Source organism: Streptomyces sp. WM6372 (assembly GCF_001279655.1).
GTDB lineage: Bacteria > Actinomycetota > Actinomycetes > Streptomycetales > Streptomycetaceae > Streptomyces.
On record NZ_LGDB01000190.1, the window covers coordinates 26,203 to 41,496 of the forward strand.

General features: G+C 73.3%; 16 protein-coding genes. 10 read left to right on the top strand and 6 right to left on the bottom strand.

Features of this window, described 5'->3' with window-relative positions; translation table 11 throughout:
* Window positions 1-219: 219 nt before the first annotated feature.
* From ADK52_RS43040 to ADK52_RS20775, 4 genes are all read right to left on the bottom strand, one after another.
* A complete protein-coding gene (locus tag ADK52_RS43040; protein ID WP_166682061.1) occupies window positions 220-393 on the bottom strand; it encodes a hypothetical protein in 174 nt (57 codons plus the stop codon).
* Window positions 394-406: 13 nt separating this feature from the next.
* A complete protein-coding gene (locus tag ADK52_RS20765; protein WP_053691341.1) occupies window positions 407-1,042 on the bottom strand; it encodes a hypothetical protein in 636 nt (211 codons plus the stop codon).
* 95 nt (window positions 1,043-1,137) lie between these two features.
* Window positions 1,138-1,323 carry a DUF397 domain-containing protein gene (locus ADK52_RS20770; RefSeq protein ID WP_030158488.1) on the bottom strand — a complete coding sequence of 62 codons (186 nt, stop codon included), beginning with the start codon at window positions 1,321-1,323 and terminating at the stop codon, window positions 1,138-1,140.
* Between the two features lie 111 nt (window positions 1,324-1,434).
* Window positions 1,435-2,556 (bottom strand): threonine aldolase family protein, encoded by a 1,122-nt coding sequence (locus ADK52_RS20775; protein ID WP_053691342.1) that lies wholly within the window; start codon window positions 2,554-2,556, stop codon window positions 1,435-1,437.
* A gap of 97 nt (window positions 2,557-2,653) precedes the next feature.
* Between ADK52_RS20775 and ADK52_RS20780 the strand changes: the two genes are divergently transcribed.
* From ADK52_RS20780 to ADK52_RS20805, 6 genes are all read left to right on the top strand, one after another.
* Window positions 2,654-3,559, top strand: a complete 906-nt coding sequence (locus ADK52_RS20780; RefSeq protein WP_053691343.1) for a Rossmann-like and DUF2520 domain-containing protein — start codon at window positions 2,654-2,656, stop codon at window positions 3,557-3,559.
* A gap of 5 nt (window positions 3,560-3,564) precedes the next feature.
* Window positions 3,565-4,557 carry a pantoate--beta-alanine ligase gene (gene panC / locus ADK52_RS20785; protein WP_053691379.1) on the top strand — a complete coding sequence of 331 codons (993 nt, stop codon included), beginning with the start codon at window positions 3,565-3,567 and terminating at the stop codon, window positions 4,555-4,557.
* Window positions 4,554-6,287, top strand: a complete 1,734-nt coding sequence (locus tag ADK52_RS20790) for an L-aspartate oxidase (protein WP_053691344.1) — start codon at window positions 4,554-4,556, stop codon at window positions 6,285-6,287. Before panC ends, ADK52_RS20790 begins: the two co-directional genes overlap by 4 nt.
* A 41-nt stretch (window positions 6,288-6,328) precedes the next feature.
* Window positions 6,329-7,285 (top strand): carboxylating nicotinate-nucleotide diphosphorylase, encoded by a 957-nt coding sequence (gene nadC, locus ADK52_RS20795; protein ID WP_420714922.1) that lies wholly within the window; start codon window positions 6,329-6,331, stop codon window positions 7,283-7,285.
* The gene (locus tag ADK52_RS20800; protein ID WP_030300701.1) at window positions 7,285-8,094 is read left to right on the top strand and encodes a type III pantothenate kinase; all 810 of its coding nucleotides are present in this window, start codon (window positions 7,285-7,287) and stop codon (window positions 8,092-8,094) included. The genes nadC and ADK52_RS20800 overlap by 1 nt, the downstream gene beginning before the upstream one ends.
* Before the next feature lie 150 nt (window positions 8,095-8,244).
* Window positions 8,245-8,982 (top strand): GntR family transcriptional regulator, encoded by a 738-nt coding sequence (locus ADK52_RS20805; RefSeq protein ID WP_053691346.1) that lies wholly within the window; start codon window positions 8,245-8,247, stop codon window positions 8,980-8,982.
* Window positions 8,983-9,028: 46 nt separating this feature from the next.
* On the opposite strand, the gene ADK52_RS20810 is transcribed toward ADK52_RS20805, so the two are convergent.
* Window positions 9,029-9,238: a hypothetical protein gene (locus ADK52_RS20810; protein WP_053691347.1), complete on the bottom strand. Its 210-nt coding sequence runs from the start codon at window positions 9,236-9,238 to the stop codon at window positions 9,029-9,031.
* Between the two features lie 108 nt (window positions 9,239-9,346).
* Here ADK52_RS20810 and ADK52_RS20815 point away from each other — a divergent pair, with 108 nt between their 5' ends.
* Window positions 9,347-10,468 (top strand): DUF5937 family protein, encoded by a 1,122-nt coding sequence (locus ADK52_RS20815; RefSeq protein WP_053691348.1) that lies wholly within the window; start codon window positions 9,347-9,349, stop codon window positions 10,466-10,468.
* Between the two features lie 219 nt (window positions 10,469-10,687).
* Window positions 10,688-12,241: a M28 family metallopeptidase gene (locus ADK52_RS20820; RefSeq protein WP_053691349.1), complete on the top strand. Its 1,554-nt coding sequence runs from the start codon at window positions 10,688-10,690 to the stop codon at window positions 12,239-12,241.
* Between the two features lie 47 nt (window positions 12,242-12,288).
* Here the strand turns inward: ADK52_RS20820 and ADK52_RS20825 are convergent, their stop codons facing one another.
* A complete protein-coding gene (locus tag ADK52_RS20825) occupies window positions 12,289-13,272 on the bottom strand; it encodes an SAM-dependent methyltransferase (RefSeq protein WP_053691350.1) in 984 nt (327 codons plus the stop codon).
* Window positions 13,273-13,379: 107 nt separating this feature from the next.
* Here ADK52_RS20825 and ADK52_RS20830 point away from each other — a divergent pair, with 107 nt between their 5' ends.
* Complete coding sequence (locus ADK52_RS20830; RefSeq protein ID WP_053691351.1) at window positions 13,380-14,582, top strand: sensor histidine kinase; 1,203 nt, start codon at window positions 13,380-13,382, stop codon at window positions 14,580-14,582.
* Between the two features lie 17 nt (window positions 14,583-14,599).
* Complete coding sequence (locus tag ADK52_RS20835) at window positions 14,600-15,268, top strand: response regulator (RefSeq protein WP_053691352.1); 669 nt, start codon at window positions 14,600-14,602, stop codon at window positions 15,266-15,268.
* Window positions 15,269-15,294: the final 26 nt, after the last annotated feature.

Below are 15,294 nucleotides of genomic sequence, written 5' to 3' on the forward strand. Positions count from 1 at the left end.
AGGGGCGAGGCACAACAGCACGATAGTGCGGAATGTGCGGAATTGCCCGGCTATTCGGAGGGCAACGCGCCGTGAATAAGCCGGGGCGCTGCGTTACGCGGGAAGGCCGCGCATGTGGGAACGCCGCCTACGCTGCAAGGCGGCGTACGCGGGAACGCCGCGTACGCGGGATGGGCGCGCGGGAGAAGCCCCGGAGCGGGAAGGGGAAGGCCGGGCGGACTACTTGCCGGGCTGGGCCTGCTTGGCGGCCTCGGCGCGGGCGATCACGGCGTCGACGGCCGCGTCTTCCTTGGCCTTGTTGGCGCCGCCCTGGCTCTTCACGATCGTCACGACGAGCGCGATGAAGAAGCCGGCCATCACTACGGGGGGCACGAGCGCGGAAACGTAGTCCATGCCCCCAGCGTAGCTACCCGGCCGCGAGCCCGGCCGCCGGGGGCGGCGTGGGCTTGCGGCGCGGCGGGAACACCTCGCCGGGGGTCGGGATGGGCCGCTCGGACGGGCGTTCGGGGTGCGGCGGCTCCTTGGGGGCCGGCGCGGGCCGGGCGGGCTGGGCGGGCTCCTCCTTGCCGTCCTTCGCCCCCCTGGCCTCCCTGACCTCCCGCGACTCCCTGACGTCCCTGCCCCCGGACAGCGCCAGCAGGCGGGTCCGGGGCTGCGGGGTCGTGGAGAGCCTCCGGCGTACGGAGCGCTCCGCGATCCCCTGGCAGCGCTCCAGCAGCGCCGCCGCGACCGGGTTCGCCCGCAGGGCGCGCAGGGCGGCCAGGTCGTCGGGCGCGGGCTCGTACCCCGCGGCCAGGGCGTCCTGGAGCAGCTCCAGGTAGCCGGAGAGGCTGCCGGGCAGGGCGTCGCGGTAGCGGGCCAGGTCGGCGAGGAGGAACTCTCTGAGCCGTCCCGCCTCCTGGACCGCTTCGTCCACCGACTGCGCGAGGCGCAGACAGTCCTGGACCTCGGGGGCCGTCAGGGGGGCGGGGGCCGGGGAGGACTGGAGGGCGTGGGCGAGCGTTCGCCTGAGCACGTGCAGCTCGGCGGCGCTGAACGCCATGCCGCCGCGGGATCCGTAGGGCGTGGGCATGGGCCGAAGATACGCGCTAATCGGACAAAATCCCCTGAGCGGCATGATTCCGGGCGCGCCGACGGCTACCCGTCCGCCTTGACGGCGTCAAGGAAGTCGGCCCAGGCGGACTGGGTCGTGGCCAGAACCAGGTGCGCCGGGTCGGCCCGGTCGGCCACGCGGACGAGGTGGCCCGGGGCCGCGGAGACGTAGACGCAGTTGTCTCCTTCGCCGCAGTACGTGGACTTCTGCCAGGCGGGGTGAGCGGTCATGGTGTCTCCTCCGGGGGACGGCTCCGTTGCTTTCCCGTGGAGGGAAGGTAACCGGGAGGCGGCGCCGGACCGATGACTTCGGCGGAAATCGGTGCGTCGCTGTTCGCAATGTCACGGGTGGATGCGGGCGGTGAAGGCCTCCACCGCCCGGTGGACGTCCTCGCGGGTCCAGGTGAGTCCCGGAGCGGTGACCGTCACCTCCGTCACCGAGACGCCCGGGACGGGCGACGCCGACCAGCGGCGGAAGAGGACCGTGCCCGTCTCCTCCGCCAGGCGCACCCCCGCCTCCGTCAGGCGGTCGGCCCCGTACGGCAGCCAGACCTGGAACTGGTGCGTGTGCGGGGTCTCCGGGTTGATCCGGAACCACGGGACCGGGCCGTCGGCCAGCGCCTCGGCCAGCGCCGAAGCCACCACGCGGCCCTGGGCCACGTACGAGGGCAGGCGCGGGAGCTCCCCGTCCAGGCCGGCCAGCGCCGACAGGGCCTGCGGGAACTGGCGGAAGATCTGGCCCCCGTACCGGTGGCGCCAGACCCGCGCCTCCGCGATCAGGGAGGAGGAGCCCGCCAGGGCCGCGCCGCTGAGGCCGCCGAGCGACTTGTAGAACGAGACGTACACCGAGTCCGCGAGCCCGGCGATCTCCCGGAGCGGCCGCCCGAAGTGCACGGTCGACTCCCACAGCCGGGCCCCGTCGAAGTGGACCACCGCGTCGCGTTCGCGGGCGGCGCCGACGAGCGCCTCCAGCTCCTCCCAGGTGGGGAGGAGGAAGCCCGACTCGCGCAGCGGGAGCTCCAGCATCAGCGTGCCGAAGGGCTCCGCCAGGTCCGCGACCTCCTCCGCCGTGGGCTGGCGCGGATCCTTCGTCGGGTGCACCGTGCGCAGGCCCGAGACCAGCGACAGCGCGCCGCCCTCCCACAGTTCCGGATGGCTCGCGGGGTGCAGGGCGACCACCGGGTTGCCGGTCCGCCCCGCCCAGCAGCGCAGCGCGATCTGCTGGGCCATCGTCCCCGACGGGAAGTACGCCGCGTCCTCGGTCCCCAGGAGCTCCGCCACCCGCTGTTCGAGCCGGGTCACCACCCCGTCCCCGTACAGGTCGGCCGGCTCGTCGGGATCCGGCGCGGCCAGCCCCGCCAGCAGCTCCCCGACCGTCGCCTCCCGCGCGCCGGGCGAGAGCATCCGGTCCGCCGCACGCCCCGCCGCCAGCAACCGTTCCGTCAGATCATCGTCATGCGTCATGCCCCGATCATCGCCGACCGGCCAACACGCCCAGGGGCTAGCATGGCGACGTATCGTCCGGTACCCCCCGCGGACTGGAACGGAAGGCCTTCCCCGCGTGAACTCATCCCAGCAACCGCGCCCCGCCCGGCTCACCGTCGGCGTCGTCGGCGCAGGGCGGGTCGGCCCCGCGCTGGCCCGCGCGCTCCAGCAGGCCGGGCACCGGCCGGTCGCCGTCTCCGGCGTCTCCGACGCCTCTCGCCGGCGCGCCGCGCGGATGCTGCCCGACGTGCCGCTCGTACCGCCCGCGCAGGTGCTGGAGCTGGCCGACCTGGTGCTGCTGACCGTGCCCGACGACGCGCTGCCGGCCCTCGTCGAAGGGCTCGCGGAGACCGGCGCGGTCCGGCCCGGCCAGCTCCTCGTCCACACCTCCGGGCGGTACGGGACCGCCGTGCTGGACCCGGCCCGCCGCGCGGGCGCGCTCCCGCTGGCCCTGCACCCCGCGATGACCTTCACCGGCACCGAGGTGGACGTGCAGCGGCTCGCCGGCTGCTCGTTCGGCGTCACGGCCCCCGAGGAGCTGCGGCTCGCGGCCGAGGCCCTGGTGATCGAGATGGGCGGGGAGCCCGAGTGGATCGCGGAGGAGAACCGTCCGCTCTACCACGCGGCCCTGGCCCTCGGCGCGAACCACCTGGTCACCCTGGTCGCCCAGGCCATGGAGCTGCTGCACAAGGCCGGGGTCGAGCACCCCGACCGGATGCTCGGCCCGCTGCTCGGCGCGGCCCTCGACAACGCCCTGCGCTCGGGTGACGCCGCGCTGACCGGCCCGGTGGCCCGCGGCGACGCCGGTACGGTCGCCGCGCACGTCGCGGAGTTGCGCAAGCACGCCCCGGCCTCGGTCGCCGGATACCTGGCGATGGCCCGCACCACCGCCGACCGGGCCCTCGCGCACGGCCTCCTCAAGCCCGAACTCGCCGAGGACCTCCTGGGCGTGCTCGCCGATCCCGAGGGTGGGGACCAGTGACCGACCTGCTGCTGATCGACACCGCCGAGGAGCTGCACAAGCTCCCGCGGACCGCCGGGGGCCCGCGCGCCGTCGTCATGACCATGGGCGCCCTCCACGACGGCCACGCCACCTTGATCCGTTCGGCCCGCGAGCGGGCCGGGGAGACGGGCCAGGTCGTGGTGACCGTCTTCGTGAACCCCCTCCAGTTCGGGGCGGACGAGGACCTCGACCGCTACCCCCGCACCCTCGACGCCGACCTGGAGATCGCCCGGGCTGCCGGCGCCGACGCCGTGTTCGCCCCGGCCGCCGACGAGGTCTACCCCGGCGGCGACCCCCAGGTGCGGGTGAGCGCCGGCCCGATGGGCGAGCGCCTCGAAGGGGCCACCCGGCCCGGCCACTTCGACGGCATGCTGACCGTCGTCGCCAAGCTGCTCCACCTCACCCGTCCCGACCTGGCCCTCTTCGGCCAGAAGGACGCGCAGCAACTGGCCCTGATCCGGCGGATGGTGACCGACCTGAACTTCCCCGTCGAGGTGGTCGGCGTACCGACCGTCCGCGAGGAGGACGGGCTCGCGCTGTCGTCCCGCAACCGGTACCTCTCCGCCCAGGAGCGCCGTACCGCCCTGGCCCTCTCGCGCGCCCTGTTCGCCGGGCAGGACCGGCTCGCCGCGCAGGCCGCGCTGCGCGCCCGCGCCGAGGCCTCCCCGACCAGCGACGAGCGGGCCGCCGCCCTGGCCCGGCTCGGCGAGATCCGCTGCGCCGCCGACGCGCACGCCGTGTCCGCCGCGGGCACCGGGCTCCCGGACGCCGTACGGGCCGCCGCCCGGCACGTCCTGGAAGAGGCGGGCCGGCACGATCCGCCGCTGCTGCTGGACTACCTGGCGCTGGTGGATCCGCAGGACTTCACCGACGTCCGCCCCGACTTCACCGGGCAGGCCGTCCTGGCCGTCGCCGCCAAGGTGGGGACGACCCGGCTGATCGACAACATCCCATTGGAGTTCGGAGCACACACGTGAGCACCCCAGGCAACGGCAGCGCCGGTACCGGCATACGGCTGCACGCCAACGCCCCCGGCTGGGCCCTCGACGCCGACGTCGTGGTCGTCGGCTCCGGCGTCGCCGGCCTGACCGCCGCACTGCGCTGCGCCGCCGCGGGCCGCCGTACGGTCGTGGTCACCAAGGCCCGGCTCGACGACGGTTCCACCCGCTGGGCGCAGGGCGGGATCGCCGCGGCCCTCGGCGAGGGCGACACCCCCGAGCAGCACCTGGACGACACGCTGGTCGCGGGTGCCGGGCTGTGCGACGAGGCCGCCGTCCGGCTCCTCGTGACCGAGGGGCCGGACGCCGTGCGCCGGCTCATGGCCACCGGCGCCGTCTTCGACACCTCCGTCGAGACCGGCGAGATCGAGCTGACCCGCGAGGGCGGCCACCACCGCCGCCGGATCGCGCACGCGGGCGGCGACGCCACCGGCGCGGAGATCTCCCGCGCGCTGGTCGAGGCCGTCCACCGGGCGGGCATCCGTACGGTCGAGAACGCGCTCGTACTGGACCTCTTGCAGGACGCGCGGGGCCGTACGGCCGGCGTCACCCTGCACGTCATGGGCGAGGGCCAGCACGACGGCGTCGGCGCCGTCCACGCGCCCGCCGTGATCCTGGCGACCGGCGGCATGGGCCAGGTCTTCTCGGCCACCACCAACCCGTCGGTGTCCACCGGCGACGGGGTCGCGCTCGCCCTGCGGGCCGGGGCCGAGGTCTCCGACCTGGAGTTCGTCCAGTTCCACCCGACCGTGCTGTTCCTCGGTCCGGAGGCCGAGGGCCAGCAGCCGCTGGTGTCGGAGGCGGTCCGCGGCGAGGGCGCGTACCTGGTCGACGCCGACGGCGTCCGCTTCATGCAGGGGCAGCACGAGCTGGCCGAGCTGGCCCCGCGCGACATCGTCGCCAAGGGCATCATGCGCCGCATGCAGGAACAGGGCGCGCAGCACATGTACCTGGACGCGCGGCACTTCGGCGCGCAGATGTGGGAGCAGCGCTTCCCGACCATCCTGGCCGCCTGCCGCTCGCACGGCATCGACCCGGTCACCGAGCCGATCCCGGTCGCGCCCGCCGCGCACTACGCCTCCGGCGGCGTACGGACCGACCTGCACGGCCGGACCACCGTCCCCGGCCTGTACGCGTGCGGCGAGGTGGCCTGCACCGGCGTGCACGGCGCGAACCGGCTCGCCTCCAACTCCCTGCTGGAGGGGCTCGTCTTCGCCGAGCGGATCGCCGCCGACATCGCCGGCAGCGCGCCCGCCGGCAGCGGCCCCGGCATCCCGGTCCCCGCGACCGGCCCGCTCCAGCCCGCCGAGGCGCGGTACGAGGTCCAGCGCATCATGACGGCCGGCGCGGGCGTGCTCCGCTCCGCAGAGTCCTTGCGCACGGCGGCCGCCGCCCTGGAGGACCTCTACGCGAGGGCCCTCACGGCGCTGGAGACGGACGGCAAGACCGCCGTGCCCGGCGTCGAGACCTGGGAGGCCACGAACCTGCTGTGCGTGGCCCGCGTGCTGGTCGCCGCCGCCCTGCGCCGCGAGGAGACCCGCGGCTGCCACTGGCGCGAGGACCACCCCGACCGGGACGACGCCGCCTGGCGCCGCCACCTCGTCGTCCGGCTGTCCGCCACCGAGAGGCGGGCCCTGGTCGTCACCCCCACCGACTCCGCGGGCTTTCCGTCCGTACAGCACCCCCTGAGCCAGGAGCAGTCATCGTGAGCACCCCCGAACAGCACGAGCACGACCACGAGCGCGCGGAGCTGCCGCTCCTCGAAGAGTCCGCGGGCGGCGGCTGCGGCGAGGACTGCGCGTGCGGCGACGGCGAGGAGAGCGGCCTGGACCCGGCGCTCGCCCAGCTGCTCGCCGACGCGGGCCTGGACCCCATCGAGGTCGAGGACATCGCCCACATGGCGATCTCCGAGGACCTGGACGGCGGGGTCGACGTGACCACCGTGGCCACCGTCCCCGAGGACGCCGTCGCGCACGCCGACTTCACGGCGCGCGAGGCGGGCACGGTCGCCGGCCTGCGCGTCGCCGAGGCCGTCCTCTCGGTCGTCTGCGAGGACGAGTTCGAGGTCGAGCGGCACGTCGAGGACGGCGACCGCGTGCAGCCCGGCCAGGTGCTGCTGACGGTCAAGGCCCGCACCCGGGACCTGCTGACCGGTGAGCGCAGCGCGCTGAACCTGCTCTGCCTGATGTCGGGCATCGCGACGGCGACCCGCACCTGGGCCGACGAGCTGGAGGGCACCAAGGCGAAGGTCCGCGACACCCGCAAGACCACGCCGGGCCTGCGCTCCCTGGAGAAGTACGCGGTGCGCTGCGGCGGCGGCGTCAACCACCGCATGTCGCTGTCGGACGCGGCGCTGGTCAAGGACAACCACGTGATCGCGGCGGGCGGTGTCGCGGAGGCGTTCAAGGCCGTCCGCGAGCAGTTCCCCGACCTGCCGATCGAGGTCGAGGTGGACACCCTCCAGCAGGTGCGCGAGGCCCTGGACGCGGGCGCGGACCTGATCCTGCTCGACAACTTCACGCCGATCGAGACCGAGGAGGCCGTCGCGCTCGTCCACGGCCGCGCGGTGCTGGAGTCCTCGGGCCGCCTGACCATGGCCAACGCCCGTGCGTACGCGGAGACGGGCGTCGACTACCTCGCGGTCGGCGGGCTCACGCACTCCTCCCCGATCCTGGACATCGGCCTGGACCTGCGCGAGGAGCGGTAATGCTGCTGACCATCGACGTCGGCAACACCCACACCGTGCTCGGCCTGTTCGACGGCGACGAGATCGTCGAGCACTGGCGCATCTCCACCGACCCGCGCCGGACGGCCGACGAGATGGCCGTCCTGATGCAGGGCCTGATGGGCATGCATCCGATGCTCGGCAGCGAGCTCGGCGACGGCATCCACGGCATCGCGATCTGCTCGACCGTCCCGTCGGTGCTGCACGAGCTGCGCGAGGTGACCCGCCGCTACTACGGCGACGTCCCGGCGGTGCTGGTCGAGCCCGGGATCAAGACGGGCGTGCCGATCCTGATGGACAACCCGAAGGAGGTCGGCGCGGACCGCATCATCAACGCGGTCGCCGCCGTCGAGCTCTACGGCGGCCCGGCGATCGTGGTCGACTTCGGTACGGCGACCACCTTCGACGCGGTGTCCGCGAAGGGCGAGTACGTGGGCGGGGTGATCTCCCCGGGCATCGAGATCTCGATGGAGGCCCTCGGCGTACGGGGCGCGCAGCTCCGCAAGATCGAGCTGGCGCGGCCGCGCAACGTCATCGGCAAGTCCACGGTCGAGGCGATGCAGTCGGGCGTGGTCTACGGCTTCGCCGGGCAGGTCGACGGGGTCGTCACGCGGATGGCCAAGGAACTGGCCGGCCCGCACGGCGACCCGGGCGACGTCCGGGTGATCGCCACCGGCGGCCTGGCGCCGATGGTCCTCGGCGAGTCCTCGGTCATCGACGACCACGAGCCGTGGCTGACGCTGATCGGGCTGCGCCTGGTCTACGAGCGCAACGCGCCGAACTTCGACTGAGGCCGCACGCGCGCCGCTTGTCCGCGACCGGCGGCCAGGCGGCGGTGCGGCGGTGTGGCCCTCGTCTCACTCCTCGCCGTTCTGAAGACTCGGGTTCGACCTGATGAATTAGCTTGAGCCCAACTCGTCGACAGGTACAGGACGGCTCATATGGCCCGTGATACGGCGTACTTGAAGGTGGCCGACTCGCTGCGGGCGCGGATCGGGGCCGAGGAGTGGCCCGTCGGTGCCAAGCTGCCGTCGCGGTCCCGGTTCGCCCGGGAGTACGGGGTCGGGCAGAGCGTCACGCAGCGCGCGCTGGAGCTGCTGATCATCGAGGGGCTCCTGGAGGGCCGCGCGGGCTCGGGCACCTACCTGTGCGCGCCGCGCGAGCGGCTGCGGATAGTCCGCTCCCGGCGGCGCCGCCGGGCCGGGCTCGGCGGTGGCGGCCTGACGTGGGAATCGCACTCCTCGGCCCGTACGCCGGCTCCCGAGCGGATCGCGCAGCGGCTGGCCGTCGCGCCGGGAGACCCCTGCGTGCACACCACGTACGAGTTCCTGGCCGAGGGCAGGCCGGTGGAGATCTGCGAGTCCTGGGAGCCGATGGCGGTCACGGACGGCACTCCGGTCGTCCTGCCGGAGGCGGGCCCGTTCAAGGGCGCCGGGGTCATCGAGCGGATGCGCTCGATCGGCGTGCTGGTCGCCTCGGCGCTGGAGGTCCCCCGCCCGGCGCGCGCGAACCAGACGCAGGCCAATCTGCTCGGCATCAGCGTCGGCGAGCTGATCACCGAGATCGAGCGGACGTACTACGCGGTGGACGGCCGGGCCGTGGAGACCGCCGACATCGTGGTCGCGGACCGGCGCTCGGAGATCGCGTACGAGATCGACTTCCACCCCGGGGACCGCTGACGGGACCACTGACCGGGCCGCTCCACCGGCGCCGCTGCCGGCGGCGTCACCGGGCTCCGTGCGCGTGGGTCAGCCGGCGCAGGGCGGCCCACCAGGGGTGCCGGGCCTCCCGGCCTTCGAGGACGGCCCGGAACTGGGCGTACGTACGGGCCGAGCGCAGGACCGCGACGTCGTCCCGGCCCGGTGGCGGGGGCATCGGCTCGCCCAGCTGGGATGCCCGGTAGGTGTCGATGAGGTACTGCTCGATCGCTGTCATGACTCAACCCTGGACCCGGTCGGGCCACCCCGCACGACGATTGACGCTCCTCGTCAATCGATCCGTGTCCGTCCAGGTCACAGGCCCGGGACAGGTCAGAATGGCCCGATGAGCGTCACCATCGACATCGCCGGGCTCCCCGCGGAGCGCATCCGTTTCGCGCCCTCTCCGCTCTCCGAGCTCTGCATGACGCTGCACGCCCTCTCGCAGCCCGCCCACCACCCCGGCCTGGCCTCCTGGACCACCGCCACCGCCGCCGCGCTGGATCCCTGCCTCGCGGACCGGCTGCTGGAGGGCGATTTCATGTGGCGCAGCTCCTTCTCCGACATCTTCATGGCCTTCGCGGGGATCCCCGGCGGCAGCGGCCTGCCCGCCGCGACGCTGGCCGAGGAGCTCGACGTACTCGACCGCATCGACGACGAGCGGTTCGTGATGGCCGCCCTGGAGCACTGCTGGCTGGCGCTCTACAACGAGGGCGGCGGGCCCTCCCCGCTGAAGAACCCGCAGGCCAGGGCCAAGGCGCTGGAGACGGCCGCCGCGCGCGGACCGCGCCAGCTGGACTTCTCGCTGCGGCTGCTGGACGACACGGCCTCCGTACGGGTGTGGCTGCGGCGGCTCCTGGAGGACTGCGACGAGGCGTTCTTCGCGGAGACCTGGCGGCGGATAGAGCCGCAGCAGAGCGCCGACGCGCGGCACAAGACCGAGGTCCTGCGCCGCAAGGGGCTGGCGGCGACGCTGCACGAGGTGTCGAGCGCGCTGAGCGTCGACGAGGCCGCGAGCACCATCACCGTCGACAAGATGGTCCACGGGTCGGCCACGGCGACGGACCCGGAGATAGGCCCCGGGCTGGTCTTCGTGCCGACGAACTTCGGCTGGCCGCACCTGCTGGTGCTGCACGCGCCCGGCTGGGTGCCGGTGGTCCACTACCCGATCCGCTCCCCCGAACTGCCCCAGCCGGGCTCGGTGGAGCTGCTCCAGCGGCGGATGGAGGCGCTGGCGCACCCGATGCGGATGATGCTGTGCCGGAGCCTGGCGCGCGCCCCGTACACGACGAGCGAGCTGGCGACCGTACACGGGATCACGGCGCCGGAGGTGTCGCGGCACCTGTCGGCGCTGAAGAAGGCGGGCCTGCTGCACACCCGGCGCCAAGGGCGGTACGTACAGCACCAGTTGGACCTGGGGGTCGTCGCCCGGATCGGCTCGGAGTTCATCGAGGGCATCCTGCGCTGACGGATGGCCGGATACCGACGGCGGGCGTTCACCGGTATGCGGAGGTCACCACCCGGAATCAGCGCAACCTCTGGCGAGATCGGCTCCCTGGTCTATACCGTGCGTCCACCGCGCACCACCGGCGGCCGACAGTCCGTCCGTCGTCCGTGCCCGTCTGCCTGCCCGTCTGCCCGCTCGTCCGTCCGTCTGTCTGCCCGTACTTGTCGTGGAAGGACCTTCATGCCCTCACGCCGTATAGCCGCAGCAACCGCCGCCCTGGCCGCCGCGGCCCTCGTCTCCCCGCTGCTGCTCGCCGGGCCGGCCGGCGCCACCGGCAGCCCGCAGAGCGATGCCGCGCGGGGTGACGCACTGGCCCGGAAACTGGTCAAGGACTCGACCGGCAAAGGCGCCAACAACCACCTGAAGGTCTTCCAGGCCATCGCCGACTACAACAAGGGCACGCGCGTGGCCGGTTCGAAGGGCCACGTGCAGTCCGCGCAGTACGTCGAGGCCGTGATGCGGGCGGCCGGCTACAAGGTCTCGAAGAACGAGTTCGACTTCGTGTACGTCGAGACGATCGCCGAGACGCTGAAGGTCAACGGCGCGGGCGGGCGGGACGTCCCGATCGAGCTGATGACGTACACGGCGAGCGGCCCGGAGGACGGGGTGACCGCGCGGATCGCCGTCGCGCCGGTGGACGCGGACGGCACGAACGGCTGCGAGCCCGGCGACTTCGCCGCGGGCGCCTTCACCGGCAAGATCGCGCTGATCAAGCGCGGCGGCTGCACCTTCGCGGTCAAGCAGGCGAACGCGGCGGCGGCCGGGGCCGTCGGCGCGATCATCTACAACAACACCGCGGGCGCCCTCAACGGCACCCTGGGCGACGCGAACGCGGGCAAGGTCCCGACCGGCGGCCTCTCCCAGGCGGAGGGCGAGCGGCTGGCCGCCGAGGCGACGGCCGGGCCGGTGGAGGTGACCCTCGACATCCGCGAGTTCCGGGAGAACCGCAAGACGTACAACGTGATCGCGGAGACCCGGGGCGGCGACGAGAACAACACCGTCTTCCTCGGCGCGCACCTCGACTCGGTCGCGGCGGGCCCGGGCATCAACGACAACGGGTCGGGCTCGGCCGGCATCCTCCAGGTCGCGCAGCGCCTCGCGAGCAGCCAGAACAAGATCAAGAACAAGGTCAGGTTCGCCTGGTGGTCGGCGGAGGAGTTCGGCCTGCTGGGCTCCGAGGCGTACGTCGGCGGGCTGAGCGACGCGCAGAAGAAGCAGATCAGGCTGTACCTGAACTTCGACATGATCGCCTCGCCGAACGCGGCGTACTTCGTCTACGACGGCGACGACTCGGACAAGGTCGGCTCGGGTCCGGGGCCGGAGGGCTCGGCGCAGCTGGAGAAGGGCATCACCGAGTTCCTCGACGCGCAGAAGATCCCGCACGAGGGGTCCGACTTCACGGGCCGCTCGGACTACGGCCCGTTCATCGAGGCGGGCATCCCGTCCGGCGGTACGGACACGGGCGCCGAGGGCATCAAGACGGCGGCGCAGGCGGCGAAGTTCGGGGGCCAGGCGGGGGTCGCGTACGACGTGAACTACCACGGCAAGGGCGACGACATCACGAACATCGACCAGAAGGCGCTGGACATCAACGTGGACGTGATCGCGAACGCGGTCGGCCACTACGCGTTCGACCTGGCCCCGCTGTCGAAGCCGGTCGTCTCGAAGCCGACCACGGGCGGCGCCGCGGGCGGCGGCCTGCGCCCGGGCCACGACCACGACGCCACGGAGTAGTCCGCGGGTCCGCCGCGCGGGGAGGAAGCCCCGCGCGGCGGGACCGGTCAGGCCGGCCAGGAACGCACGCCCACCGGCTGGACCAGCCAGGCGAAGTCGCCCAGGCCGCCGCGGGCGGTGAGTTCCGCCGCCTCGCCGGCGGAGGCGAGGGCGCGGACGTACCCGGCGGGGTCCGCGGAGGCCATCGCCAGCGGGGGGCGGGCCCCCGAGACCCCGAGAAGGCCCAGCGCCTCGCGCTGCGAAACCAGCACCGCTCCCGGCCCCGCGCACGCGTCCAGCGCCACGTGAGCCGTCACGTCGCAGGTACCGTCCGGCACCGGCGCGACCTCCCGCCCCTCGCGGAAGCCCGTCAGCGTGCCGTACGGGGGGCGGGCGTCGCGGGTGTGGGCGTAGTCCACCGCCACCGCAAGGCCCCGCGACACCGAGCGCACCGCGCCGGCCCACGCCTCGTCCCGCGCCCGCCCGATCTCGACCCGGCCGGGCCCCGGCCACCACTGCTCCAGCCAGGCCCGGTCCGCGCCGTCCACCGCCGGCCCGCGGGTCTGCGCACCCTCCCGGTCGACCAGTACGTAGTGCCCGTCCTCCGCAACGTCCAGCGGTACGTTGTCCAGCCACTCGTTCGCGAACAGCAGCCCGCACGCACCCTCCGGCGGCTCCGCCACCCACCGGATCCGCGGATCGAGCGCGGCCGGCCGCTCCGCCCGCTCCACCGCCCACGCCCGCACCCGCCCCGCGACCTCCGCCGGGAGCGCCCCCAGCACCCCGGTCAGCAGCTCCCCCCGACCGGCCCCGACGTCGACCAGGTCCAGCTCCCGCGGGTGCCCGAGCTCCGCGTCCACCCACCGCAGCAGCCGCGCCACGGCCCCCGCGTACAGCGCCGAGGCGTGCACGGACGTACGGAAGTGCCCGGCCGGTCCCGGCCCGCCCGGCCGCACGTAGAACCCGCCCGGCCCGTACAGCGCGGCCTCCATCGCGGTCCGCCACCGAACCGGAACCGGAACAGCGTCCGCGACTTCTCCCTGAGTCCTCATCCCCGAAAGGTTAAGCTCGGCCTCCACCTTGGGGAGTACACCTCCGTCGCACGGATCGCACCTGTGGTTGACTCCAGCACCTATCTCCTTTGCCTACTCTGGGTTACGTGCAGCGCCTCTACGACTTCCTCCGCAGACACCCGACGGGCGTCGACAGCTTCTGGGCTGTCCTCCTGTTCGGGATCGCGATGCTGCAAGTCGCCGACAACGGCGCCAACAGCGCCACCACGAAGCTGATCGCCGTCCCTTCCGTGATCGCGATGGGCCTCGTCGTGGCCCTGCGCCGCAAATGGACCATGCCGATGTTCTGGCTGGCCGTCGGCGCCGGCGTGTACAAGCTCCTCACGCACACCGACACGAACATGGCCGACTTCGGGATGCTGATCATCCTGTACACGGTCGCCGCCTCGGCCGAGATCTCGCGCCGGATGTCCCGTACCGCGCTCGCCATAGGATTCTCCGCCGCCCCGCTCTACGCCCTGCGCTTCCACGTGGACAAAGGCGACACCTCCAGCAACGTCTTCTTCACCCTGTTCGCCATCGTCCCGTTCGTCCTCGCCTGGGTGCTCGGGGACTCCCTGCGCACCCGCCGGGCCTACTACGCCCAGCTCGTCGAGCGGAACCAGCGCCTGGAGAAGGAGCGCGAGGCCCAGGCGAAGGTGGCCGTCGCCGCCGAGCGCGCCCGGATCGCCCGCGAGCTGCACGACGTCGTCGCGCACAACGTCTCGGTGATGGTGGTCCAGGCCGACGGCGCCGCGTACGTCATGGACGTGGCGCCGGAACAGGCCAAGGAGGCCCTCCAGACCATCTCCGGCACCGGCCGCCAGGCCCTGGCCGAGATGCGCCGGCTGCTCGGCGTGCTGCGCACCGGGGAGCCCCAGGAGTCCGAGGACTACGTGCCCCAGCCCGACGTGGAGCAGATCGAGGTCCTCGTCGAGCAGGTACGGGCGGCCGGGCTCACGGTGGACTTCGAGGTCGAGGGCGCACCGCGCCGGCTGCCCACGGGCGTCGAGCTCACCGCGTACCGGATCGTCCAGGAGGCGCTGACGAACACCCGCAAGCACGGCGGCCCCGACGCCAAGGCGAGCGTCCGGCTGGTCTACTTCGACGACGGGCTCGGCCTGCTGATCGAGGACGACGGCCGGGGGGCGGCCCACGAGCTGTACGAGGACGGCGGCGCCGACGGCGCCGGGCACGGGCTGATCGGCATGCGCGAGCGGATCGGCATGGTCGGAGGCACCCTGGACGCGGGCCCGCGCCCCGGCGGCGGCTTCCGGATCAGCGCGCTTCTCCCGCTCAAGAAGAAATGACGAGGTCGAGGTAACTGATGTCCATCCGAGTGATGCTGGTCGACGACCAGGTACTGCTGCGCACGGGCTTCCGCATGGTGCTCGCCGCCCAGCCGGACATGGAGGTCGTCGCCGAGGCCGGCGACGGCCTGGAGGCGCTGGAGGTGCTGCGGTCCACGAAGGTGGACGTGGTGCTGATGGACGTCCGGATGCCGAAGCTCGACGGGGTCGAGGCCACGCGCCGCATCTGCGAGCGGGACGAACACCCCGACGTGATCATCCTGACCACCTTCGACCTGGACGAGTACGCCTTCTCCGGGCTGAAGGCGGGCGCGAGCGGGTTCATGCTGAAGGACGTGCCGCCGGCGGAGCTGCTGGCCGCGATCCGCTCCGTGCACAGCGGTGACGCGGTGGTGGCCCCGTCCACGACCCGGCGCCTGCTGGACCGCTTCGCGCCGATGCTGCCGACGAGCACGCAGGAGCCGCAGAACAAGGAGATCGAGCGGCTGACGGAGCGCGAGCGCGAGGTCATGCTGCTGGTGGCCCAGGGCATGTCGAACGGCGAGATCGCCGCCCGCCTGGTCCTCTCCGAGGCCACCGTCAAAACGCACGTGGGCCGCATCCTGACCAAGCTGAACCTGCGCGACCGCGTGCAGGTGGTCGTCCTCGCGTACGAGACGGGGCTGGTCCGCGCCGGCGGCGCGTAGTACCCCGCCCGCGGCCGGGCCGCCGG

What these genes read in the sequence shown, in the direction of transcription:
- ADK52_RS20805 (WP_053691346.1), top strand. Translation starts at nt 8,245, where the DNA reads ATGGCCCGTGATACGGCGTACTTGAAGGTGGCCGACTCGCTGCGGGCG.
- ADK52_RS20835 (WP_053691352.1), top strand. Translation starts at nt 14,600, where the DNA reads ATGTCCATCCGAGTGATGCTGGTCGACGACCAGGTACTGCTGCGCACG.
- ADK52_RS20770 (WP_030158488.1), bottom strand. Translation starts at nt 1,323, where the DNA reads ATGACCGCTCACCCCGCCTGGCAGAAGTCCACGTACTGCGGCGAAGGA.
- ADK52_RS20810 (WP_053691347.1), bottom strand. Translation starts at nt 9,238, where the DNA reads ATGACAGCGATCGAGCAGTACCTCATCGACACCTACCGGGCATCCCAG.
- ADK52_RS20820 (WP_053691349.1), top strand. Translation starts at nt 10,688, where the DNA reads ATGCCCTCACGCCGTATAGCCGCAGCAACCGCCGCCCTGGCCGCCGCG.
- ADK52_RS20825 (WP_053691350.1), bottom strand. Translation starts at nt 13,272, where the DNA reads ATGAGGACTCAGGGAGAAGTCGCGGACGCTGTTCCGGTTCCGGTTCGG.
- ADK52_RS20815 (WP_053691348.1), top strand. Translation starts at nt 9,347, where the DNA reads ATGAGCGTCACCATCGACATCGCCGGGCTCCCCGCGGAGCGCATCCGT.
- ADK52_RS43040 (WP_166682061.1), bottom strand. Translation starts at nt 393, where the DNA reads ATGGACTACGTTTCCGCGCTCGTGCCCCCCGTAGTGATGGCCGGCTTC.
- ADK52_RS20775 (WP_053691342.1), bottom strand. Translation starts at nt 2,556, where the DNA reads ATGACGCATGACGATGATCTGACGGAACGGTTGCTGGCGGCGGGGCGT.
- ADK52_RS20765 (WP_053691341.1), bottom strand. Translation starts at nt 1,042, where the DNA reads ATGGCGTTCAGCGCCGCCGAGCTGCACGTGCTCAGGCGAACGCTCGCC.
- ADK52_RS20800 (WP_030300701.1), top strand. Translation starts at nt 7,285, where the DNA reads ATGCTGCTGACCATCGACGTCGGCAACACCCACACCGTGCTCGGCCTG.